The 17,983-nt window shown below is 74.3% G+C and carries 17 protein-coding genes; 2 read left to right on the top strand and 15 right to left on the bottom strand.

The window, feature by feature from the left end:
• Positions 1–70 precede the first annotated feature (70 nt).
• From ACFUVW_RS11520 to clpS, 5 genes are all read right to left on the bottom strand, one after another.
• Complete coding sequence (locus tag ACFUVW_RS11520; protein WP_430571463.1) at positions 71–484, bottom strand: DUF3054 domain-containing protein; 414 nt, start codon at positions 482–484, stop codon at positions 71–73.
• Positions 485–501: 17 nt separating this feature from the next.
• Positions 502–1,308: an MBL fold metallo-hydrolase gene (locus ACFUVW_RS11515; RefSeq protein ID WP_430571462.1), complete on the bottom strand. Its 807-nt coding sequence runs from the start codon at positions 1,306–1,308 to the stop codon at positions 502–504.
• On the bottom strand, positions 1,305–2,108 hold the full coding sequence (gene murI / locus ACFUVW_RS11510) for a glutamate racemase (RefSeq protein ID WP_430571461.1): 804 nt from the start codon (positions 2,106–2,108) through the stop codon (positions 1,305–1,307). Before murI ends, ACFUVW_RS11515 begins: the two co-directional genes overlap by 4 nt.
• A 117-nt stretch (positions 2,109–2,225) precedes the next feature.
• The gene (locus ACFUVW_RS11505) at positions 2,226–2,918 is read right to left on the bottom strand and encodes a DUF2017 family protein (RefSeq protein ID WP_430571460.1); all 693 of its coding nucleotides are present in this window, start codon (positions 2,916–2,918) and stop codon (positions 2,226–2,228) included.
• On the bottom strand, positions 2,915–3,259 hold the full coding sequence (gene clpS / locus ACFUVW_RS11500; RefSeq protein ID WP_430571465.1) for an ATP-dependent Clp protease adapter ClpS: 345 nt from the start codon (positions 3,257–3,259) through the stop codon (positions 2,915–2,917). Before clpS ends, ACFUVW_RS11505 begins: the two co-directional genes overlap by 4 nt.
• Before the next feature lie 158 nt (positions 3,260–3,417).
• Here clpS and ACFUVW_RS11495 point away from each other — a divergent pair, with 158 nt between their 5' ends.
• The gene (locus ACFUVW_RS11495; RefSeq protein WP_430571459.1) at positions 3,418–4,863 is read left to right on the top strand and encodes a nicotinate phosphoribosyltransferase; all 1,446 of its coding nucleotides are present in this window, start codon (positions 3,418–3,420) and stop codon (positions 4,861–4,863) included.
• A 13-nt stretch (positions 4,864–4,876) separates the two neighbouring features.
• Here ACFUVW_RS11495 and ACFUVW_RS11490 read toward each other — a convergent pair whose 3' ends face one another.
• The 9 genes from ACFUVW_RS11490 to ACFUVW_RS11450 form a co-directional block, all read right to left on the bottom strand.
• Entirely contained in the window at positions 4,877–6,658 is a 1,782-nt protein-coding gene (locus ACFUVW_RS11490; RefSeq protein WP_430571464.1) for a DEAD/DEAH box helicase, read from the bottom strand.
• Positions 6,659–6,729: 71 nt separating this feature from the next.
• Complete coding sequence (locus ACFUVW_RS11485) at positions 6,730–7,047, bottom strand: DUF3039 domain-containing protein (RefSeq protein ID WP_430566862.1); 318 nt, start codon at positions 7,045–7,047, stop codon at positions 6,730–6,732.
• A gap of 74 nt (positions 7,048–7,121) precedes the next feature.
• Complete coding sequence (gene nagB / locus ACFUVW_RS11480; RefSeq protein ID WP_430571458.1) at positions 7,122–7,904, bottom strand: glucosamine-6-phosphate deaminase; 783 nt, start codon at positions 7,902–7,904, stop codon at positions 7,122–7,124.
• 63 nt (positions 7,905–7,967) lie between these two features.
• The gene (locus ACFUVW_RS11475; protein ID WP_430571457.1) at positions 7,968–9,299 is read right to left on the bottom strand and encodes an extracellular solute-binding protein; all 1,332 of its coding nucleotides are present in this window, start codon (positions 9,297–9,299) and stop codon (positions 7,968–7,970) included.
• On the bottom strand, positions 9,296–10,267 hold the full coding sequence (locus tag ACFUVW_RS11470; protein WP_430571456.1) for an ROK family protein: 972 nt from the start codon (positions 10,265–10,267) through the stop codon (positions 9,296–9,298). Before ACFUVW_RS11470 ends, ACFUVW_RS11475 begins: the two co-directional genes overlap by 4 nt.
• A gap of 64 nt (positions 10,268–10,331) precedes the next feature.
• Positions 10,332–11,270: a carbohydrate ABC transporter permease gene (locus ACFUVW_RS11465; RefSeq protein ID WP_430571455.1), complete on the bottom strand. Its 939-nt coding sequence runs from the start codon at positions 11,268–11,270 to the stop codon at positions 10,332–10,334.
• On the bottom strand, positions 11,267–12,196 hold the full coding sequence (locus ACFUVW_RS11460) for a carbohydrate ABC transporter permease (RefSeq protein WP_430571454.1): 930 nt from the start codon (positions 12,194–12,196) through the stop codon (positions 11,267–11,269). The genes ACFUVW_RS11465 and ACFUVW_RS11460 overlap by 4 nt, the downstream gene beginning before the upstream one ends.
• A gap of 108 nt (positions 12,197–12,304) precedes the next feature.
• Positions 12,305–13,651, bottom strand: coding sequence for an extracellular solute-binding protein (locus tag ACFUVW_RS11455; RefSeq protein WP_430571453.1), 1,347 nt, complete (start codon positions 13,649–13,651; stop codon positions 12,305–12,307).
• An 86-nt stretch (positions 13,652–13,737) separates the two neighbouring features.
• Positions 13,738–14,889 carry an ROK family protein gene (locus ACFUVW_RS11450; protein WP_430571452.1) on the bottom strand — a complete coding sequence of 384 codons (1,152 nt, stop codon included), beginning with the start codon at positions 14,887–14,889 and terminating at the stop codon, positions 13,738–13,740.
• Between the two features lie 257 nt (positions 14,890–15,146).
• Between ACFUVW_RS11450 and ACFUVW_RS11445 the strand changes: the two genes are divergently transcribed.
• A complete protein-coding gene (locus ACFUVW_RS11445; protein ID WP_430571451.1) occupies positions 15,147–16,145 on the top strand; it encodes a DUF4349 domain-containing protein in 999 nt (332 codons plus the stop codon).
• Positions 16,146–16,177: 32 nt separating this feature from the next.
• On the opposite strand, the gene ACFUVW_RS11440 is transcribed toward ACFUVW_RS11445, so the two are convergent.
• Positions 16,178–17,896, bottom strand: a complete 1,719-nt coding sequence (locus ACFUVW_RS11440) for a beta-N-acetylhexosaminidase (RefSeq protein ID WP_430571450.1) — start codon at positions 17,894–17,896, stop codon at positions 16,178–16,180.
• Positions 17,897–17,983: the final 87 nt, after the last annotated feature.

Here is a 17,983-nt window from a genome sequence, read left to right as displayed (position 1 = left end):
ACTCACTCGTTGTGGTTGTGTTTCTGGCCCTTATTCGGCGCTAATCAGGGCCAGAATCCCACCCACAACGTCAGGGCGAGGCTCGACGGCGGGCGGCGAAGGAGGCGAGGGCGCGCCAGCCCAGCATCGTCGCGCCGAGGAAGAGGGAGGTGACGATCGCGAACGAGACCTCCACACCGCCGATGCCGAGCACGGGTCGCAACGCCAGGCCCAGGACGACGGTGGCGAACCACACCGCCACGCCGGTGGGCCACACCTGCGCGGGGGCTCGCCACGCGCGCGTCGCGAGCCAGCCGACGGCGAGCCCCACGACGAACGGCAGGCCCACCAGGGCGACGTGCCCCAGGTCCCCCGACGTCGCGTGGTTGACGGTCCCCACCACGGTGAAGACCACCACGCACACGAGGTCGCAGACGACGGCGGGCCAGGCGGGCCGGGCCGCCGGCGACGTCGGGGTCGATGAGGAGGCGGGGGCGGAGTTCACGGGGCCGAGGCTACCGCTCACAGCTCGTGCACCCCGCCGGCCGTCGCGACCGCGACGGGCCCCTCGTAGGCCGACCGGGCCTCGGCCACGGCGACGTCCGGCGCGTTCCACACCGGCAGGTGCGTGAGCAGCAGGCTCCGCACGCCGGCGGCCGCGGCGGCCTCGCCCGCCCGCCGGCCGGTGAGGTGGATGCCGCGCTCGACGCCGTCGTCGCGCCCCTCCTGGAACGCCGCCTCGCACAGGAACAGGTCGGCCCCGCGGGCCCCCGCGACCAGGCCGTCGCACGCGTCCGTGTCCCCGGAGTAGACGAGGGTGACCCGCTCCCCCGCGCGCACCGACGACGGCCCCGTCACCCGGACGCCGTACGCCTCGACCGGGTGGTACACCGCGAACGGCTCCAGCTCGAACGGCCCGATGCGCACCGGCGATCCAGGCTGCCAGGCGCGGACGTCGTACTCGCCGTCCATCGACTCCCCCGCGGCCAGGCCGTACATCGCCGCGGCGCGATCCGCCGTCGTGCTCGGGCCGAGCACCGGGAGCCGCCGCCCGACGCCGGTGCGGGTACCGCCCCGCTCCGGGTGGTAGCGCAGGTACACGTACAGCCCGGACAGGTCGGCGCAGTGGTCGGGGTGCAGGTGGGACAGCGCGACGGCGTCCAGGTCGAGCGGGTCGACGTGCCGCTGCAGCGCTCCCAGCGCCCCGTTGCCGAGGTCGAGCACGACGTTCCACTCGCGCTCGCCGTCGTGCGCCTGCAGCAGGTATGCGGACGCGGGCGACGCCGGCCCCGGGAAGGACCCCGAGACCCCCACGGTCACGAGCCTCATGCGGCCTCCACCAGGGTCACCTCCGGCCCCAGGAACCGGCGCGCGAGCCGCTCGAACGGCTCCGTCTCCCCGGTGGCCAGGAACCGGTGCACCGGCGCGGGTGCGTCGGGCGAGCGCTCCAGGCCGTGCTGCACGAGGTTGCGGTACACGTCCTTGGCCGTCTCCTCGGCGCTCGAGACCAGCGTGACGTCCTCGCCCATCACGTACGACACCGCGCCCGCCAGCAGCGGGTAGTGCGTGCAGCCCAGGACGAGCGTGTCGACGCCGGCGGCCTTCACCGGGTCGAGGTAGCGGTGGGCGACCTCCAGGACCTCGGACCCGGACGTCAGCCCGCGCTCCACGAGCGGCACGAAGTCCGGGCACGCCTGGGTGGTGATCTCCAGCCCCGGCGTGACGTGGAAGGCGTCGTCGTACGCGCGCGAGTCGATGGTGGTCTTGGTGCCGATGACGCCGATGCGCCCGGTCCTCGACGTGAGCACCGCTCGCCGGGCGGCGGGCCGGATCACCTCGACGACGGGGATGCCGCGCCGCACGGTGTACCGCTCGCGGGCGTCGGGCAGCGCCACCGCGGTGGCGGAGTTGCAGGCGATGACCAGCATCTTCACGCCCTCGTCGACGAGCCGGTCCATCACCGCGAGCGCCATCGCGCGCACGGCGGCGAGCGGCTTCGGCCCGTACGGGCTGTTCGCCGTGTCCCCCAGGTAGAGCACCTGCTCGTGGGGCAGCTGGTCGAGGATGGAGCGCGCGACGGTCAGCCCGCCGACGCCGCTGTCGAAGATCCCGATGGGGGCGTCGTTCACCCGAGGAAGCCTAGTCGCGACGGACCGTCACGACCCCGGGGAGTGAGCAGCGACACGGCGTGGCGCCCGCCACAGCAGCGCCCCGGCCTGCGGTGATACGCCCGCGGCCGTCAGCCGTCAGCCGCCCGCGCGCCCGGCGCGCAGGTCCGCGAGCATCTCGTCGACCAGCGACTCCTGGGCGAACCCGGCGGCCACGAACACCCCGCCCCAGTACCGCCGCTCGCGGCCGGTCAGCCCGACCCGCTCCCAGCCGGCGTACTCGTCCGGCGCGTCGTCGTCCTCGTCGCTCTCGTCGTTCTCATCGTTCTCGTCGTCGAGGCCGGCCAGGACGTCGTCGTGCAGCGTCTCGACGTCCTCGTCGTCCACCAGCCCCAACCGCTCCGCCAGCACGAGCCGCACGTCCGTCAACGCCCCCGCGAAGTCCTGCGCCGACTCGCGCGGCACGACGAGCTCCGCCCCGTCCCGCGGGTCGTCCGGCAGCACGTCCGGGGAGTCGATCGCGTCGGCGAACGCGACGAGCCGGGAGACCTTCCCGGCCGCCAGGTCCGTCTGCGTCAGGTGCCGGAACTCGGCGGCGACGTCGGCGTCCTCGTCGTGCGCGTCGGGCAGCAGCCGCTGCACCGCCGGGTCCTGCGGCACCCGCGCGACGCCCGTGAAGGCGACGCCGTCGCCGACCTCGATCCCGGGCTCCAGCCCCGACTCGGCGCGCAACAGCTCCGCGACGTCGCGCGCGACGCGGCCGAGCACCTCCCGCTCGACGTCGTCCCACCGGGCGACGTAGCCCGCCGGCGCGGACCGGAACGGCGTCATGCCGCACCTCCGTCGCCGCCGGACGCGCCGGGGTCGACGCCGCCGTCCGAGGCGCCCGACTGCCGCAGCGTGGCCCACAGCCCGAACCCGTGCATCGCCTGCACGTCCACCTCCATGCGCTCGCGCGGGCCGGACGACACCACGGCGCGCCCGTCGTGGTGCACCTGGAGCATCAGCTTCTGCGCCTTCGCCGGCGGGTAGCCGAAGTAGCTCTCGAAGACGTAGCTCACGTAGGACATGAGGTTCACCGGGTCGTTCCACACGATCGTCACCCACGGGTCCGCGACGGCCGTCGCCGCGTCCTCCCGGGTCTCGCGTTCCACCTCGGTCGCCGCGACCATCCTCGCCGTGGTCGCCACCGTGGTCGCCACCGTGGTCGCCCGCGTCGTCGTCTGCCCGTTCACCCGCCCAGCGTAGGCACAGCCGTCCGGTGGTCGTCGACCGTCCGCCTGGCGGGCTTCACCCTGCCGGACCAGCGCGGGAGCCCTACCGTGTCCCCATGACCGACGAGCCCCGGGGCGGCGCCGCCCCGTCGCTGCAGGCCGTCCCGGCCGCCCCCCTCCCGTCCGTCCGCCCGTCGGTCGCCCTCCTCACCGACCGGTACGAGCTGACGATGCTGCAGGCGGCCCTCGCGGACGGCACCGCGCACCGGCACTGCGTCTTCGAGGTGTTCACGCGGCGGCTGCCGGCCGGTCGCCGCTACGGCGTGCTCGCGGGCACCGGACGCATCCTCGAGGCGCTCGCCCACTTCCGCTTCGGCGACGCCGAGCTCGCGTACCTCGAGCGCGCGGGCGTCGTCGACGACCGCACCCTCGACTTCCTGCGCGGCTACCGCTTCACGGGCACGATCCAGGGCTACGCCGAGGGCGAGATCTTCTTCCCGGGCTCGCCGGTGCTGCAGGTCGAGGGCACGTTCGCCGAGGCGGTGCTCCTCGAGACGCTGATCCTGTCGATCCTCAACTACGACTCCGCCATCGCGTCCGCCGCGTCGCGGATGACCAGCGCCGCCGTGGACCGGCCCGTGCTCGAGATGGGCTCCCGGCGCGCGCACGAGCAGGCCGCCGTCGCGGCCGCGCGCGCCGCCGTCGTCGGCGGGTTCGCGGGCACCTCGAACCTCGAGGCCGGCATGCGGTACGGCCTCGACACCATCGGCACCGCGGCCCACTCGTTCACGCTCCTGCACGACGACGAACGCTCGGCGTTCGACTCGCAGGTCGCGTCGCTCGGGTCGGGCACCACCCTGCTGGTCGACACCTACGACGTGCGGCGCGGCGTCGAGAACGCCATCGCCGCGGGCGGCACGTCGCTCGGCGCGGTCCGCCTCGACTCCGGCGACCTCGGCGTCCTCGCCGTCGAGGTCCGGCGCCAGCTCGACGAGCTGGGCGCCACCGGCACGAAGATCGTCGTGACGTCGGACCTCGACGAGCACGCGATCGCCGGGCTCGCCGCGATGCCGGTGGACGTCTACGGCGTCGGCACCTCGCTCGTCACGGGGTCGGGCGCGCCCACGTGCGGCATGGTCTACAAGCTCGTCGCCCGCGCCGACCCCTCCGGCGTGCTGCAGCCGGTGGCGAAGGCGTCCGCGCACAAGACCAGCCAGGGCGGACGCAAGGGAGCGGCGCGCCGCTACGGGCCCGACGGGCGCGCTGTCGAGGAGGTCCTCGTCACCGGTCCGGACGACCTCGTCGTGGCCTGGTCCCCCGAGGACGGCGGCGCCCTGGACGACCAGGCCGACGAGACCGCCGACGGCGAACGGCCCGACGTGCGCAGCCTGCTCGTGCCGCTCGTCGTGGACGGCGCGGTGGACTCCCGCTGGGTGGGGGCCTACGGCGTGCAGAACGCGGCCCGCCACCACCTCCAGGCCCGCGCGGAGCTGCCGCGCGGCGGCCGCCGGCTCTCCGCCGGAGACCCGGCCATCCCCACCGTGGACCTCGTGCTGCGCTAAGAGCGGGGTACGGCTATCGCTTCCCGACGAACCAGCCGCGCACCATCTCGACGCGCGCGGCGAGCTGGTCCGCGGTGGCCAGCGGCACCTCGGGCCCGCCGCACCGGCGTCGCAGCTCGTTGTGCACGGAGCCGTGCGGCGTGCTGCTCTTGCGTGCCCACGCGGACACCAGCTTGGACAGCTCCTTGCGCAGGTCGGCGGCCCGGCGGTGCTCCGCCTCCGACTGCTCCAGCGCGGCCTCCGACGCCGTCGCGCCACCCCGCCCGCGCACCTGCTGCGCCTGCCGCTGCCGCAGCAGCGTGGTGACCTGGTCGGCCTCGAGGAGGCCCGGCAGGCCGAGGAAGTCGAGCTCCTCGGCGGAGCCGACGTCCGCTCCCGTGCCGAACTCGCCGCCGTCGAACAGCACCCGGTCGAACGACGCCTGCGCCTCGAGGGCCTCGAAGGAGCCGAGGAGCTCCCCCGACGCCTTCTCCTCCTTGTTCGCCGCCGCGAGGAGCGCGGCCTCGGGGTCGTACTCGATCCCCTGCTCCTCGGCCGTCTTCGGGCGGTCGAGCGCGTGGTCGCGCTCGAGCTCCATGCCGTTGGCGAGCTCGAGCAGCAGCGGCACGCTCGGCAGGAAGACCGACGCCGTCTCGCCGCGCTTGCGGGCACGCACGAAGCGGCCCACGGCCTGCGCGAAGAACAGCGGCGTCGACGTGCTCGTGGCGTAGACGCCGACGGCGAGCCGCGGCACGTCGACGCCCTCGGACACCATGCGCACCGCCACCATCCAACGCGAGTCGCCCTGGGCGAACTCGTCGATGCGGGCGCTCGCGCCGTCGTCGTCGGACAGGACGACGGTCGGGCTCTGGCCGGTGAGCCGGGCCAGGTGGCCGGCGTACGCGCGCGCGTCCGTCTGGTCCGTCGCGATGACGAGACCGCCGGCGTCGGGCACGGCGCGGCGCATCTCCGTGAGCCGCTTGTCCGCCCCCGCGAGGACCGACGGGATCCACTCGCCGTTCGGGTCCAGCGCGGTACGCCACGCCTGGGCGTGCATGTCCTTGGTCATCGCCTCGCCGAGGCGGGCGCTGACCTCGTCGCCCGCCTTGGTGCGCCAGCGCATGTTGCCCGAATAGGTCATGAACAGCACGGGCCGCACGACGTGGTCGCGCAGCGCGTCGCCGTAGCCGTACGTGTAGTCCGCCTTGGAGCGCCGGATGCCCTCGCGGTCCTCCTCGTACGTGACGAACGGGATCGGCGCGGTGTCCGACCGGAACGGCGTGCCCGTGAGCGCGAGGCGCCGGGTGGCGTCCTCGAACGCCTCGCGGACGGCGTCGCCCCAGCTCAGGGCGTCGCCGCCGTGGTGCACCTCGTCGAGGATGACGAGCGTGCGCGCCGCCTCCGTCCGGGCGCGGTGCAGCGCCGGCTTGGCCGCGACCTGCGCGTACGTGAGGGCGACGCCGTCGTAGTGCGAGCCGTGCCGGCCCTGGCTGTTCTTGAACGACGGGTCGATCCGGATGCCGACGCGCGCCGCGGCGTCGGCCCACTGGTGCTTGAGGTGCTCGGTGGGCGCGACGACGGTCACGCGGCGCACGACGCCGGCCTCGAGCAGCTCGGTGGCCACGCGCAGCGCGAACGTCGTCTTGCCGGCGCCGGGCGTGGCGACGGCGAGGAAGTCCCGCGGCTCGCGCCGTCGGTACAGGTCCAGCGCCTCGGCCTGCCAGGCACGCAGGTTGGACGCGGTGCCCCACGGCGCGCGGCGCGGGAACGCCGGGCTCAGGTGGGACGCCGCCGACGACGACGGTGACTGCGGCAGAGGCTTGGCAGGCTCCGCCGTCGCCTGGAAGAGATCGGGGGTGGACTCGGGCTCGGGAAGCGGCTGCGCGCTCACTTGCCGGAGTCGCCCTCGCCGCCCTCGCCGTCCTGCGGGTCGCGGAGGCCGTCGTAGATCTCCTTGCAGATCGGGCACACCGGGAACTTCGACGGGTCGCGGCCCGGCACCCACACCTTGCCGCAGAGCGCGATCACGGGCTTGCCCGACAGGGCGGACTCCATGATCTTCTCCTTGCGCACGTAGTGCGCGAAGCGCTCGTGGTCGCCCGGCTCCGCGGCCTGCTCGCGGGTGTCCGGGCGCTCCAGCACGCTGGTGCCGGCCCCGGTGTCCTGCGAGGGGTCGGCGGGCGGGGTGGAGAGGGGATCGCTCATGCCGGGAAGTCTACGACGACCCCTGTGACGCTCCCCCGCCACCGCACCCCCCGAGCCGCGGATCCGGGCACGGATCACAGGCCCTGCCAGTCCGGCTTGGACGCGAACGTCTGGCGGTAGTAGTCCCCGAGCTGCAGCCGGGAGGCGGCCGCGTCGTCGACCAGCACCGTGGCGTGCGGGTGCAGCTGCATCACGGTGCCCGGCCACATCGCGGAGATCGGGCCCTCGACGAGCTGGTGCACCGCCTCGGCCTTCTGCCGGCCGGTGGCCAGCAGCACCAGGTGCCGCGCCTGCATGATCGTGCCCAGCCCCTGCGTCAGGCAGTGCGTGGGCACCTGGTCCACGTCGTCGTCGAAGAACCGCGCGTTGTCCACCCGCGTCTGCGCCGTGAGGGTCTTGATCCGCGTGCGCGACGCGAGCGACGAGCCCGGCTCGTTGAACGCGATGTGCCCGTCCGTGCCGATCCCCAGGATCTGCAGGTCCACCCCGCCCGCGTCCGTGATCGCCTGCTCGTACGCCGCGCACGCCGCCGGGATGTCCTCCGCCAGCCCGTCCGGGCCGGACACCTGCTCCGCGGGCCACTCGACGCGCGAGGCGATCTCCGTCTCGATCACGTTGCGGTACCGCTGCGGGTGGGCGGCGTCCAGGCCCACGTACTCGTCCAGCATGAAGCCGCGGGCCTGGGCGAAGGACAGCCCCTCCTCGCGGTGGCGACGCGCCAGCTCGTCGTACACCTTCAGCGGACTCGACCCCGTCGCCAGCCCCAGCACCGTGGCCGGGTCCTTGCGCAGCAGCGCCTCGATCGCGTCGGCCGCCAGCACGGCCAGCTCGTCGGCGGGGGCGATCACGACTTCCATGGGGACTCCAGTCTCTCGGGTGCGGGATCGGTTCCATCATCCCGTCGTCCTGCTGTCATCGGCTCACTCGTCGGCCGCGGCCGGGGCGTTGAGCATCGGCGTGAGGCGGGCGTCGAACTCCTGCGCGAGGGGCGCGACGTCACCGCCGTCGGCGATGCGGCCGAACAGGTCCTCGTACACCCCCGCGTCCTCGATCGAGGCCCACCCGGGCGCCGGCGGCGTGAGCTTCGACGCGGCCGCGGTGCGGACCATGAGCCGGCCGAACTTGTCGCCCTTCATGAGCTCCTGGGCGTCCTCGTTCGCCGGCCCGAGCCCGGCGGCGGCGAGCTTCTCCTGGTACTCGTCGGAGAAGACGACGCGCAGCACGTCCTCGGCCAGCTCGGGGCTCGGCGAGGTGGCCGAGACGGCGATGTTCGAGCCGCCGGCGAAGACGGGGGCCGGCCCGCCGTCCACGCCGGGCAGGGCGAAGATGTCGAACGTGTCGGCGTCCTTCATCCCGTCGCGCACCAGCTCGCCCTCGTCGTTGCGCACGAGGTGGCCGATCGACCACCGCGCCCACGCGGGCGCCATGATCGTCGCCGCGGCGGGCGGCGCCTCCTCGACGCCGTCGTTGAGGAAGTCCCAGTACTCGACGTCCTTCTCCGTGGACGGCAGGTACGACGCGTCCTCGTACACGTCCTGCCACATCTCGAGGCCCTCGACGGTCTTCGGGTCGGACAGGGTGGAGACCCAGCGGTCGCCCTCCTTCACCGCGAGCTCCCCGCCGGCGGCGAACACCCAGGAGATGCCGTTGCGCCAGTCCTGGCCGCCCATCGCGAACCCGGCGTGGTCGTCGTCGGTGAGCTCCTTGACGGACTCGCCGAACTCGGCCAGCGTCGCGGGCTTCTCGAGGCCGGCGGCGTCCCACAGGTCCTTGCGGTAGAAGACGTACCGCGAGCCGAAGTAGTACGGCAGCGCATAGTGGCGGCCGTCGACCGAGCCTGCCTCGACGAACGACTGCAGCAACTTGTCGCCGCCCAGCTCCTCGTACAGCTCCGGCGAGATCTCGCGGAACGCGCCCGTGGTGGTGAACGTCGGCGACTGGGTGTTGCCGATCTCGACGACGTCCGGCGTGGTGGCCGGGTCCTCCAGCGCCTCGGTGAGGTTGGCGACGACGTCGCCCCACTCCTGCTGCTCGATCGTGAGGGTCGCGCCCGGGTGCTCGTTCTCGAACTTCTGCACGAGGTACTCGCGGAGCTCGGGCGTGGTGTCCTCGCCGACCAGCCACATCGTGAGGTCCTGGTCCGGCGCCGCGGGCTCCGCCCCGGTGCCGAGCACGGAGCAGCCGGTCAGCGCGACGGCGAGCAGGCCGGCGGTCACGGCCCCGGACAGGGCCCCGCCCCGGCGGGCGGTCATGACGCCACCCCGTTCAGCGGGGCACGACCGGCGACCGACCGTCCCACGACGGCGGCGCCGACGGCGCCCACGGGCACGCGGCCCGGGGCGAGCCGGACGCGGTCGGCCAGGTGCAGCGACCCGAGGAACCCGGAACCCCGCGACTCGCGCACCAGCGCGGCGCGCACGGCGTCGAGGAGCGGCTCGCCGAGCTGCGCGACGCCGCCGCCCAGCACGACGTGCTGCACGTCGACCGTGAGGACCAGCATGCGCACCGCCGCGGCCACGGCCGAGGCGTAGGCGTCGCGCGCCTCGAGCGCGGCGGGGACGCCGCGCTCCGCCGCCTCGAACAGCTCCACCGGCGCGGGCTGACCGCTGCGGGCGGGCCAGAGCCGGGAGACGGCCGTCCCGGAGGCGTACAGCTCGAGGCAGCCTCGCTGCCCGCACGGGCACACCGGGCCGGCCGGGTCGACCGGGACGTGCCCGATCTCGCCGGCCGCGCCGCCGAAGCCGCGCCGCAGCTCGCCGTCGAGCACGAGGCCCGCGGCGAGCCCGGTGCCGAGCGCGAGGAACGCCAGGTCGACGCCTGCGCGCGGTGTGCCCGCCGCTGCCGCCTCCAGGTGCGCGGCGCCGAGCGCCGCCACGTTGAGGTCGTTCTCCAGACCGACGGGGATGCCGCCGAGCTCGTCGCTCAGCAGCCGGGCGAGGGCCAGCGGCGCGGCGTCGACGCCCACGTTCACGGCGTGCCGCACGGTCCCGGCGGCCGGGTCGACGAGACCGGGCATGCCCACGCCCACGCCGACGACGTCCGCGACGTCGACGCCGGCCTGCCGCGCGACACCGCGCACGGCCCGGGCCGCGCCCGCGACGACGCCGGCCGGGCCGCGCTCGGTGGCCAGCCGGGCCTGCGCCACGACGGCGCCGGCCGGGTCCAGCAGGACGGCCAGGGTCTTGGTGCCGCCGATGTCGAGCCCGACCGTGGGGCCCACGGCGCCCGCGGGCCCCGGAGGGCCCGGGGGGCTCGGGGGATTCAAGGGGGTGGCGTCGTCCACGTCAGCCCTTCACCGCCCCGGAGACCAGCCCGGACGTCATCCGGCCCTGCACGAAGAGGAAGAAGACGATCACCGGCACGGCGATGAGCGTCGAGGCCGCCATGACCTCGCCCCAGTCGATGCCGCGGTTCGCCGACGCCGACAGGAAGCTGCGCAGCCAGATCGGCAGCGTCTGCCGGTCCTCGGCGGGCAGGATCACGAGCGCCGTCGTGAACTCGTTCCACGCCTGCAGGAACGCGTACACGCCCGACGCGACGAGGCCCGGCGCGAGCAGCGGGAACGTGATCCGCAGGAACGCCTTGGTCCGCGAGAGGCCGTCGACCATGGCGGCCTCCTCGAGCTCCGCGGGGATGCCGGCGACGAAGCCGCGCAGCATCCAGATCGTGAACGGCACGAGCATCGCCGTGTACAGGACCGAGATGCCGAGCACCGAGTTGAGGCCGAGCACGGGCGCGCTCTCCCCCACCGTCGAGAGCATCTTGTACTGCGCGATGAACAGGCCCTCGGCCGGCAGCATCTGGATGAACAGCACCGCCAGGACGAAGCTGGTGCGGCCGCGGAAGCGCCAGCGGCTGATGGCCAGGGCGGCCAGGAACGCGAACGCCAGGACGAGGACGATCGTGACGCCCGTGATCATCAGGCTCATCCGCAGCGCACCGCCGAAGCCGGAGCCCGTCAGCACGCTGGTGAAGTTGGCGAGGGTGAAGTGCGTGGGCAGGAAGCTCGGCGTGCTCGCCTTGAGGCGCGCGGCCGGCGTGACCGCCGACAGCAGCATCCAGTAGACGGGGAACACCCACACGAGCGACAGGGCCACGCCCAGGACGCCCAGCAGGATCTTGCCGACCCGCGGTCGGGGGCGGCGCACCGCCGCCCCGGCGTCCCGCACGGCGGGCGCGGCGGGCGTGGCCGCGGGCCGCGCGGTCTCGGTCGCGGCGGTCACGCGGCGTCCTCCTTCATGAGGCTGCGCACGTACGGCGCGGCGAGCAGCACCGTGAGCAGCAGGACGAAGATCGAGACGGCGGCGGCGCCGGAGAAGTCCTGGCTGCCGATGCCGAGCTCGTAGATGAAGTTGCCCAGCAGGTTCGTCTCGGAGATCGGGGCGCCGGCGTCCTGCAGCAGGCGGATCTGCGCGAACACCCGCAGGTCCCAGATGATCTGCAGCAGCAGCACGATGGCGAGCACCGGGCGCACCAGCGGCAGCAGGATGTGGCGCAGGATCTGCGCGGGGCTGGCGCCGTCGAGCCGCGCGGCCTCCAGGACCTCCTCGGACACCTGCGTGAGGCCCGCGTACAGGGACATCGCCACGAACGGCACCGACATCCACACGATGACCAGGGTCGCGACGACGAAGAACGTCAGCGGCTGCGCGAGCCAGGCGTAGCCCTGGTACTGGTCGAGGCCGAGCTGCACGAGCAGCCAGTTCACGACGCCGGAGCGGTAGTCGAAGAGCCACCGGAAGACGGTCACCGCGGCCACCAGGGGGGTCGCCCAGGCCAGCAGGAGCACGATCTGCATCGTGATGCGCACGGCAGCGTGCACGGCCTTCATCAGCAGCGCCAGCCCGAGGCCGATCGCCACCGTGAGGAACGCGTTCACGAGGCAGAAGAGGATGGAGCGTCCCACGACGGTCCAGAGCCGGTCGTCGGAGAAGATCCGCGCGTAGTTGTCCAGCCCGGCGAAGGTCGGAGGTGCGCCGAACTGCTGCATCATCCCGAATTCCTGCAGCGAGGTCACGACCTGCCAGTACACGGGGTACCCGAGACCGACGAGCAGGACCAGCACCGCGGGGAGCAGCAGGAGGTAGGGGGTGGCCGGCTGGCGCCGACGGCGGATCGCGATGGCGGACGCGGGTGTCGCGGTGGTCATGCGGTCCTCCTTCCCGGTGGTCGTGGATGACGGGCGGAGCGGTGGCGCTGGCAGGGGGACCAGCGAGGTGGCACCGCTCCGCCCGTCGGGGGTGGGGGCTGGAAGGGGTCAGCCCGCCTGGCCGTTGAGCATCGGCGTGAGCTTCTCGTCGTACTGCTTGGCGAGAGCCGTCACGTCACCGCCCTCGGCGATCTTCTGGAAGAGCTCCTCGTAGACCGAGGCGCCCTCCACGGCGGCCCAGCCGGGTGCGGCCGGGGTGAGCTTCGACGCCTCGGCGGTCTCCACGGTGACCTCGCCGAACTTGTCCGGGTTGCCCTCGGCGTCCACGGTCATGAGCTTGTTGAAGTCCGTGTTGGCCGGCCCCAGGCCCGCCTTGGCGAGCATGGTCTGGTACTCGTCCGAGTAGATGATCCGCAGCAGGTTCTCCGCGAGCTCCGGGTGCTGCGACTTCGCGGACACCGCGACGTTCGAGCCGCCCGCGAACACAGGGGCCACGCCGCCGTCGACGCCGGGCAGCGCGAAGATGTCGAACTTCGTGTCGTCCGCCATGCCGTCGCGCACCTCCTTGCCGTCGTCGCCCTTCGTCAGGTCGCCGATGGACCAGCGGGCCCAGCCCGGCGCCATGATGGTCGCGCCCTCGGGCGCAGCGCCGTCGGTGCCGTCGTTGATGAAGTCCCAGTACGCCTCGTCCTTGGCCGTCGCCGGCAGGTTCGACGCGTTCTCGAACACGTCCTGCCACTGCTCGAGACCCTTGACCGTGTTCGGGTCGGACAGCGTGGAGGTCCACTGGTCGCCGTCCTTGACGGCGAGCTCGCCGCCGTTCGCGAAGACCCAGGAGATGCCGTTGCGCCAGTCCTGCCCGCCCATCGCGAACCCGGACTGCTTCTTGGAGGTGAGCTCCTTGACCGAGTCGCCGAACTCCTCCAGCGTCTTGGGCACCTCGAGGCCGGCCTTCGACCAGATGTCCTTGCGGTAGAACATGTAGCGCGAGCCGTAGTAGTACGGCAGCGCGTACTTGGTCTCGTCGATCGAGCCCGCCTCGACGAACGACTGCAGCAGCTTGTCGCCGCCCAGCTCCTCGTACAGCTCCGGGGAGATCTCCCGGAACGCGCCCGCGTAGGTGAACGTCGGCGCCTGCGTGTTGCCGATCTCCACGACGTCCGGGGTGTTCGCGGCGTCGGGCAGCGCGGTCGTGAGCTTGGTGACCAGGTCGGTCCAGTCCTGCTCCTCGATCGTCAGCGTCGAGCCGGGGTTCTCCTCGGCGAACGTGTCCTTGAGGTACTGGCGCAGCTCGTCGTTGGTGTCGGCACCGGCGAGCCACAGGGTGATGTCACCGGACTCGGGGGCGCCGCCGGACTCGCCGGTCCCCTCGTCGGCCGGCGCGCACGCGGCGAGCGCGAGCGCCAGGGTCAGGCTCGTCGCCACGCCGGTGGCAACGACACGGGTCCTCTTCACTGGGGATTCCTCTCGATCTTTCTGGGGTCGATCCGAGCAGCGCGGCGCCAGGGACGGCGCTGCCGCGTGCGGGTCCCTCGTCGGGGTCAGGAGACGCCGAGCTGGGCTGCCAGCACCAGGACGGCTGCCCCGGCGAGGACGACGTCCTCGTCGAGCGTGGCCATCCGCAACCGCAGCCCGGCGGCCGTGGCCGGCATGGTGCGGTCGGTCAGGGTCTGCAGGGCGGCGGTGCGCAGCGCACCGTCGAGCAGGTCGGCCGGGCCGCTGAGCAGCACCTCGCCGAGGTTCAGGGCGCCCACGACGGGCGCGAGGGCGACGCCGAGGGTGCGGCCCACGCCGGCGAGCGCCTCGTCGGCGGCGGCCGGGTCCAGCCCGGCGACGGCGCGGCGCAGGGCCGGGGCGGCGAGCACGGTCTCCAGGCAGCCGCGGCGGCCGCAGGCGCAGGGCTCGCCGTCGTCCACCACCGTGACGTGGCCGAGCTCTCCCGCGGCGTCGGCGGAGCCGTGCACGCGCGAGCCGTCCACCATCACGCCGGCGCCCACGCCCTGCCCGACCGTGAGCACGAGCATGGAGTCGGCGGCGCCGCCGTAGGTGTACTCGCCGAGCGCCGCGGAGTTCGCGTCGTTCGCGACGTGCACGGGCAGCGCGAGCCGGTCGGTGAGGATCGCGGCGAGCGGCAGGTCGGTCCACTGCCGGTTCGGCGCCTCGACCACGCGGCCGGAGTCGTCCACGACGCCGGGCGAGCCGACGCCGACCCCGATCACGGGGCGCGTGGCCGCGGAGATCAGGGTCCGCGCGAAGCGCGTGAGCAGGTCCACGAGCTCGTCGCCGTCGTGCCCGGCCACCGGCAGGGAGCGGCGCACGACCGCCTCGCCCGTGAGCGTCATGACCGCGCCGCGCATGACGGCGTCGTCCGACAGGTCGACCGCCACGATCTGGTAGCCGTCGGTGCGCATCCCCACGAGGATCGCGGGCTTGCCGACCCGGCGGCCGGGCTGCACGCCCAGCTCCTCGACGAGCCCCTCGGACAGCAGGACGTTCACGAGGTCGGAGATGGTCACGCGGGTCAGGGACGTGGCCCGGGCCAGGTCCGCCCGGGAGGTGGGCCCCTCGTGGAACAGGTGCTGGAGCACGAGGGAGCGGTTGTGCGCCCTGGCGTGCTCGGGGAGCACCTTGGAGGTGGCTCGCAGGCCGGCACCCAGACCTCGTCGTGCTGTGCGCGTCGTCGGCGTGGACATGTTTGTTAGTACAGCGTCTTAACTAGCCGTCTGTCAATCCGCGATCCCTCCCCTGGGGGCAGGTGTGACCGGATCGTGACGGACGGGCGGCGGCGCGACGGCGGGGGCGGGCCGGCCGGGGGCAGTACCCACTTCAGCTGCCCTCGTCATCTCCCATCGGCATCTCGCATCGCCCAAGGTCACGGTCTCGGCACGGTCGGGTCACGATCGGGCGGAACGCCCCGGACGGGAGGGGGCAGCGCCCTACGCTCTGAGCCATGCCTGCCACCCTGCGCCGCGACCGGACCCGCCGTGCACCGCTCCTCGCGGCCCTGGCAGCGACGCTCCTGCTGGTCATGACCGCCTGCTCGTCGGGCGGGGCCGACGCCGGGGGCGAGTCCGCCGGGGTGGAGGCCGACAGCGCCGGCACCGTCGCGGACGCCGGCGCCTCGGAGCAGGCGGCCGACGGGGCCGCGGTCGCGGAGAGCGCCGCCGAGCCCGGCGCCGCCGCGGCCCGCGAGATCGTCACCACGGGCAGCGCCACGGTCGTCGCGGACGACCCGTCCGCCGCCGCGACGCGGCTCGCGCGGCTCGTCGAGGAGGCGGGCGGCCGCATCGAGCGGCGCTCGGAGACCGCCGCCACGGACGACTCGCCGGGGTCGGCCTCGATCACCGCGCGGCTGCCCTCCGACCGCATGACCGGCGCCGTCGAGGCGCTCGGCTCGCTCGGCACCGTCGAGAGCGTCGACGTCGACAGCACGGACGTCACCGGCGAGGGCCAGGACCTCGACGCCCGCATCGCGGCGCTGACCACGTCGACGGACCGCCTGCGCGACCTCATGAAGTCCGCCGGGAGCACGGAGGACCTGCTCCAGGTGGAGCAGGAGCTGTCCGAGCGCCAGGCCGAGCTGGACGCCTTGACGGCGCAGCGCCAGCGCCTGTCCGACCAGGTGGCGATGTCGACGCTCGACGTCGAGATCGTGCCCGAGCCGGTCGCCGCCGCGCAGTCGCGCGGCGGGTTCCTCGGCGGGCTCGCCTCGGGCTGGGGCGCCCTCGTCACGACGGTCCAGACGGTCGTGCTCGTGCTGGGCGTGCTGCTCCCCTGGCTCGCGCTCGGCGGGCTCGGCTACCTCGGCTACCGCTGGCTGCGCGGGCGCGCTCGCCCCGGCGCGGGCGGCGACTCCTCGGACGGCCCGGACGACGACGCCGACGGCCCGGACGCTCCCCGGCCCGCCTCGCCCGACGAGGCGCCCGAGCCGGTGCCCGCCGGCCGCTGACGACGGCCGACGTCGACGCCGTCGCGGCCCGCCTACCGCTGCTGCCCCGGCTCCGCGCCGTCGCGCCCCTCGACCCAGCCGCCCATCCCGGCCCAGCCCGCGGCCGCCCGCTCGGCGGCGAGGTCGCGCGGCCAGCCCGTGACACCCGGCCGCCGCTGCCACGGCCGCGGCCCGTCGAGCGGACGGTACTCGACGCCCGCGGCGTCGAGGCGGGCGAGGTGGCCGCCGCGCAGGCGCTCGTCGAACCCTGGTGCGGCCGGGTTCCACACCGCCTCCGCGAACGCCGCGAGGCGCGGGAAGGCCGCATAGTCGACGCGGCGCACCGAGTCGAGGTGCTCGCTCCAGACCTGCGCCTGGGCACCCAGCACCGTGCCCGGCAGGTCGCCGGCCAGCTCGGGGCGCGCCTCCAGCAGCCCGGCCGGCAGCGGCTCGAACGCCCGCACGTCGGCGACCGTGCGCACGAAGCCCACGGGCACGGGCTCGTCGTCGCCGTCGGCGGCGCGGTGGTCGAGGTACACCTCCTGCTCGGGGGCCATCACGACGTCGTGCCCGGCCGCGAGGGCGTCCGCGGCCACGGCGTGCCCGCGCCAGCAGGTGACCACGACGTCCCGCGGCAGGTCGGGCCCGAACGCCTCGTCCCAGACGACGGCGCGGCGGCCCTTCGAGCGCAGGTGCTCCGCGAGGCGCGCGAGGAACCAGCCGTGCAGCCGGGCGACGTCGCCCTCGCCGTCGGGGCCGACGAGGCCGAGGTCGGCGGCGCGCGCCACGATGTCGGGGCGCTCGCGCCACGCCGTCGTGGGCACCTCGTCGCCGCCGAGCGAGACGAACGGCGAGTCGAAGACCTCGATCACCTCGTCCAGGACCCCGGCGAAGAAGTCGACCGCGGCGTCCGACGGGTCGATCACGTCCTCGCTGATGCCCCAGGTGGTGCGCACCTCGTGCGCGCCGGGGCGGGCCGCGAGCTCCGGGTAGGCGGTGAGCAGCGCCTGCACGTGGCCGGGCGAGCCGATCTCGGGCACCACGGTGACGCCGCGCTCGCGGGCGTAGGCGACGATCTCCCGCAGGTCGTCGCGCGTGTAGTACCCGCCGTGGGGGCGGCCGTCGTAGCGCTCGGCGCGCCAGGTCCCGACGCCGGACTCGCGCCGCCACGACCCGACCTCGACCAGGCGCGGGTACCGCTCCACCTCGAAGCGCCAGCCCTGGTCGTCGGTGAGGTGGAGCTGCAGCACGTTGAGGTGGTGGGCGGCGGCCAGGTCGACGAACCGCAGCACGTCCGCCTTCGGCAGGAAGTGCCGGGCGACGTCGAGCAGCACGCCGCGCCAGCCGAACCGGGGCGCGTCGTCGACGGTCACGGCCGGCAGCGCGAGCGCCGCGCGGCCCGCGCGGCGGAACGCCTGCGGGCCGGCCAGCTGCCGCAGGGTCTGCGCGGCCGCGTGCGCTCCCGCGGCGTCGCCCGCGGCGACGTGCACGGCGGCGTGCCCGCCGCCGTCGGTGACCCCCAGCCGGTAGCCCCCCGCGGGGACGGCCGGGTCGAGGACGAAGGACACGTCCGCGCCGGTGTCGTCGCTGTCGCCCGGCCCCACGGGCACCAGGTCGAGGCCGAAGGCGTCCTCGCTCACCCTCCGCCACCACCGGGCGGCGGCGCGCAGGCCCGGGTCGGCGGCGACCCGGGCCCCGTCGCGCAGGGCGAGAACCTCCCCGCCGGTGCGCAGGGAGACGGGGGCGGGGACGACGTCGTCGGCGTGCGGCATCCGGCCACCCTAGGAAATGTTCGGGCTCCGAAGCAATGGGCCGGACGCATCCCGCCCGGACGCACGACAGGCGGGCCACCGTGAGGT

It is taken from the genome of Isoptericola sp. NPDC057391, from assembly GCF_042668085.1.
Taxonomy (GTDB): Bacteria; Actinomycetota; Actinomycetes; order Actinomycetales; family Cellulomonadaceae; genus Isoptericola.
The sequence above is the reverse complement of the archived record's forward strand: the minus strand, read 5'-3'. Positions and strand labels throughout refer to the sequence as shown.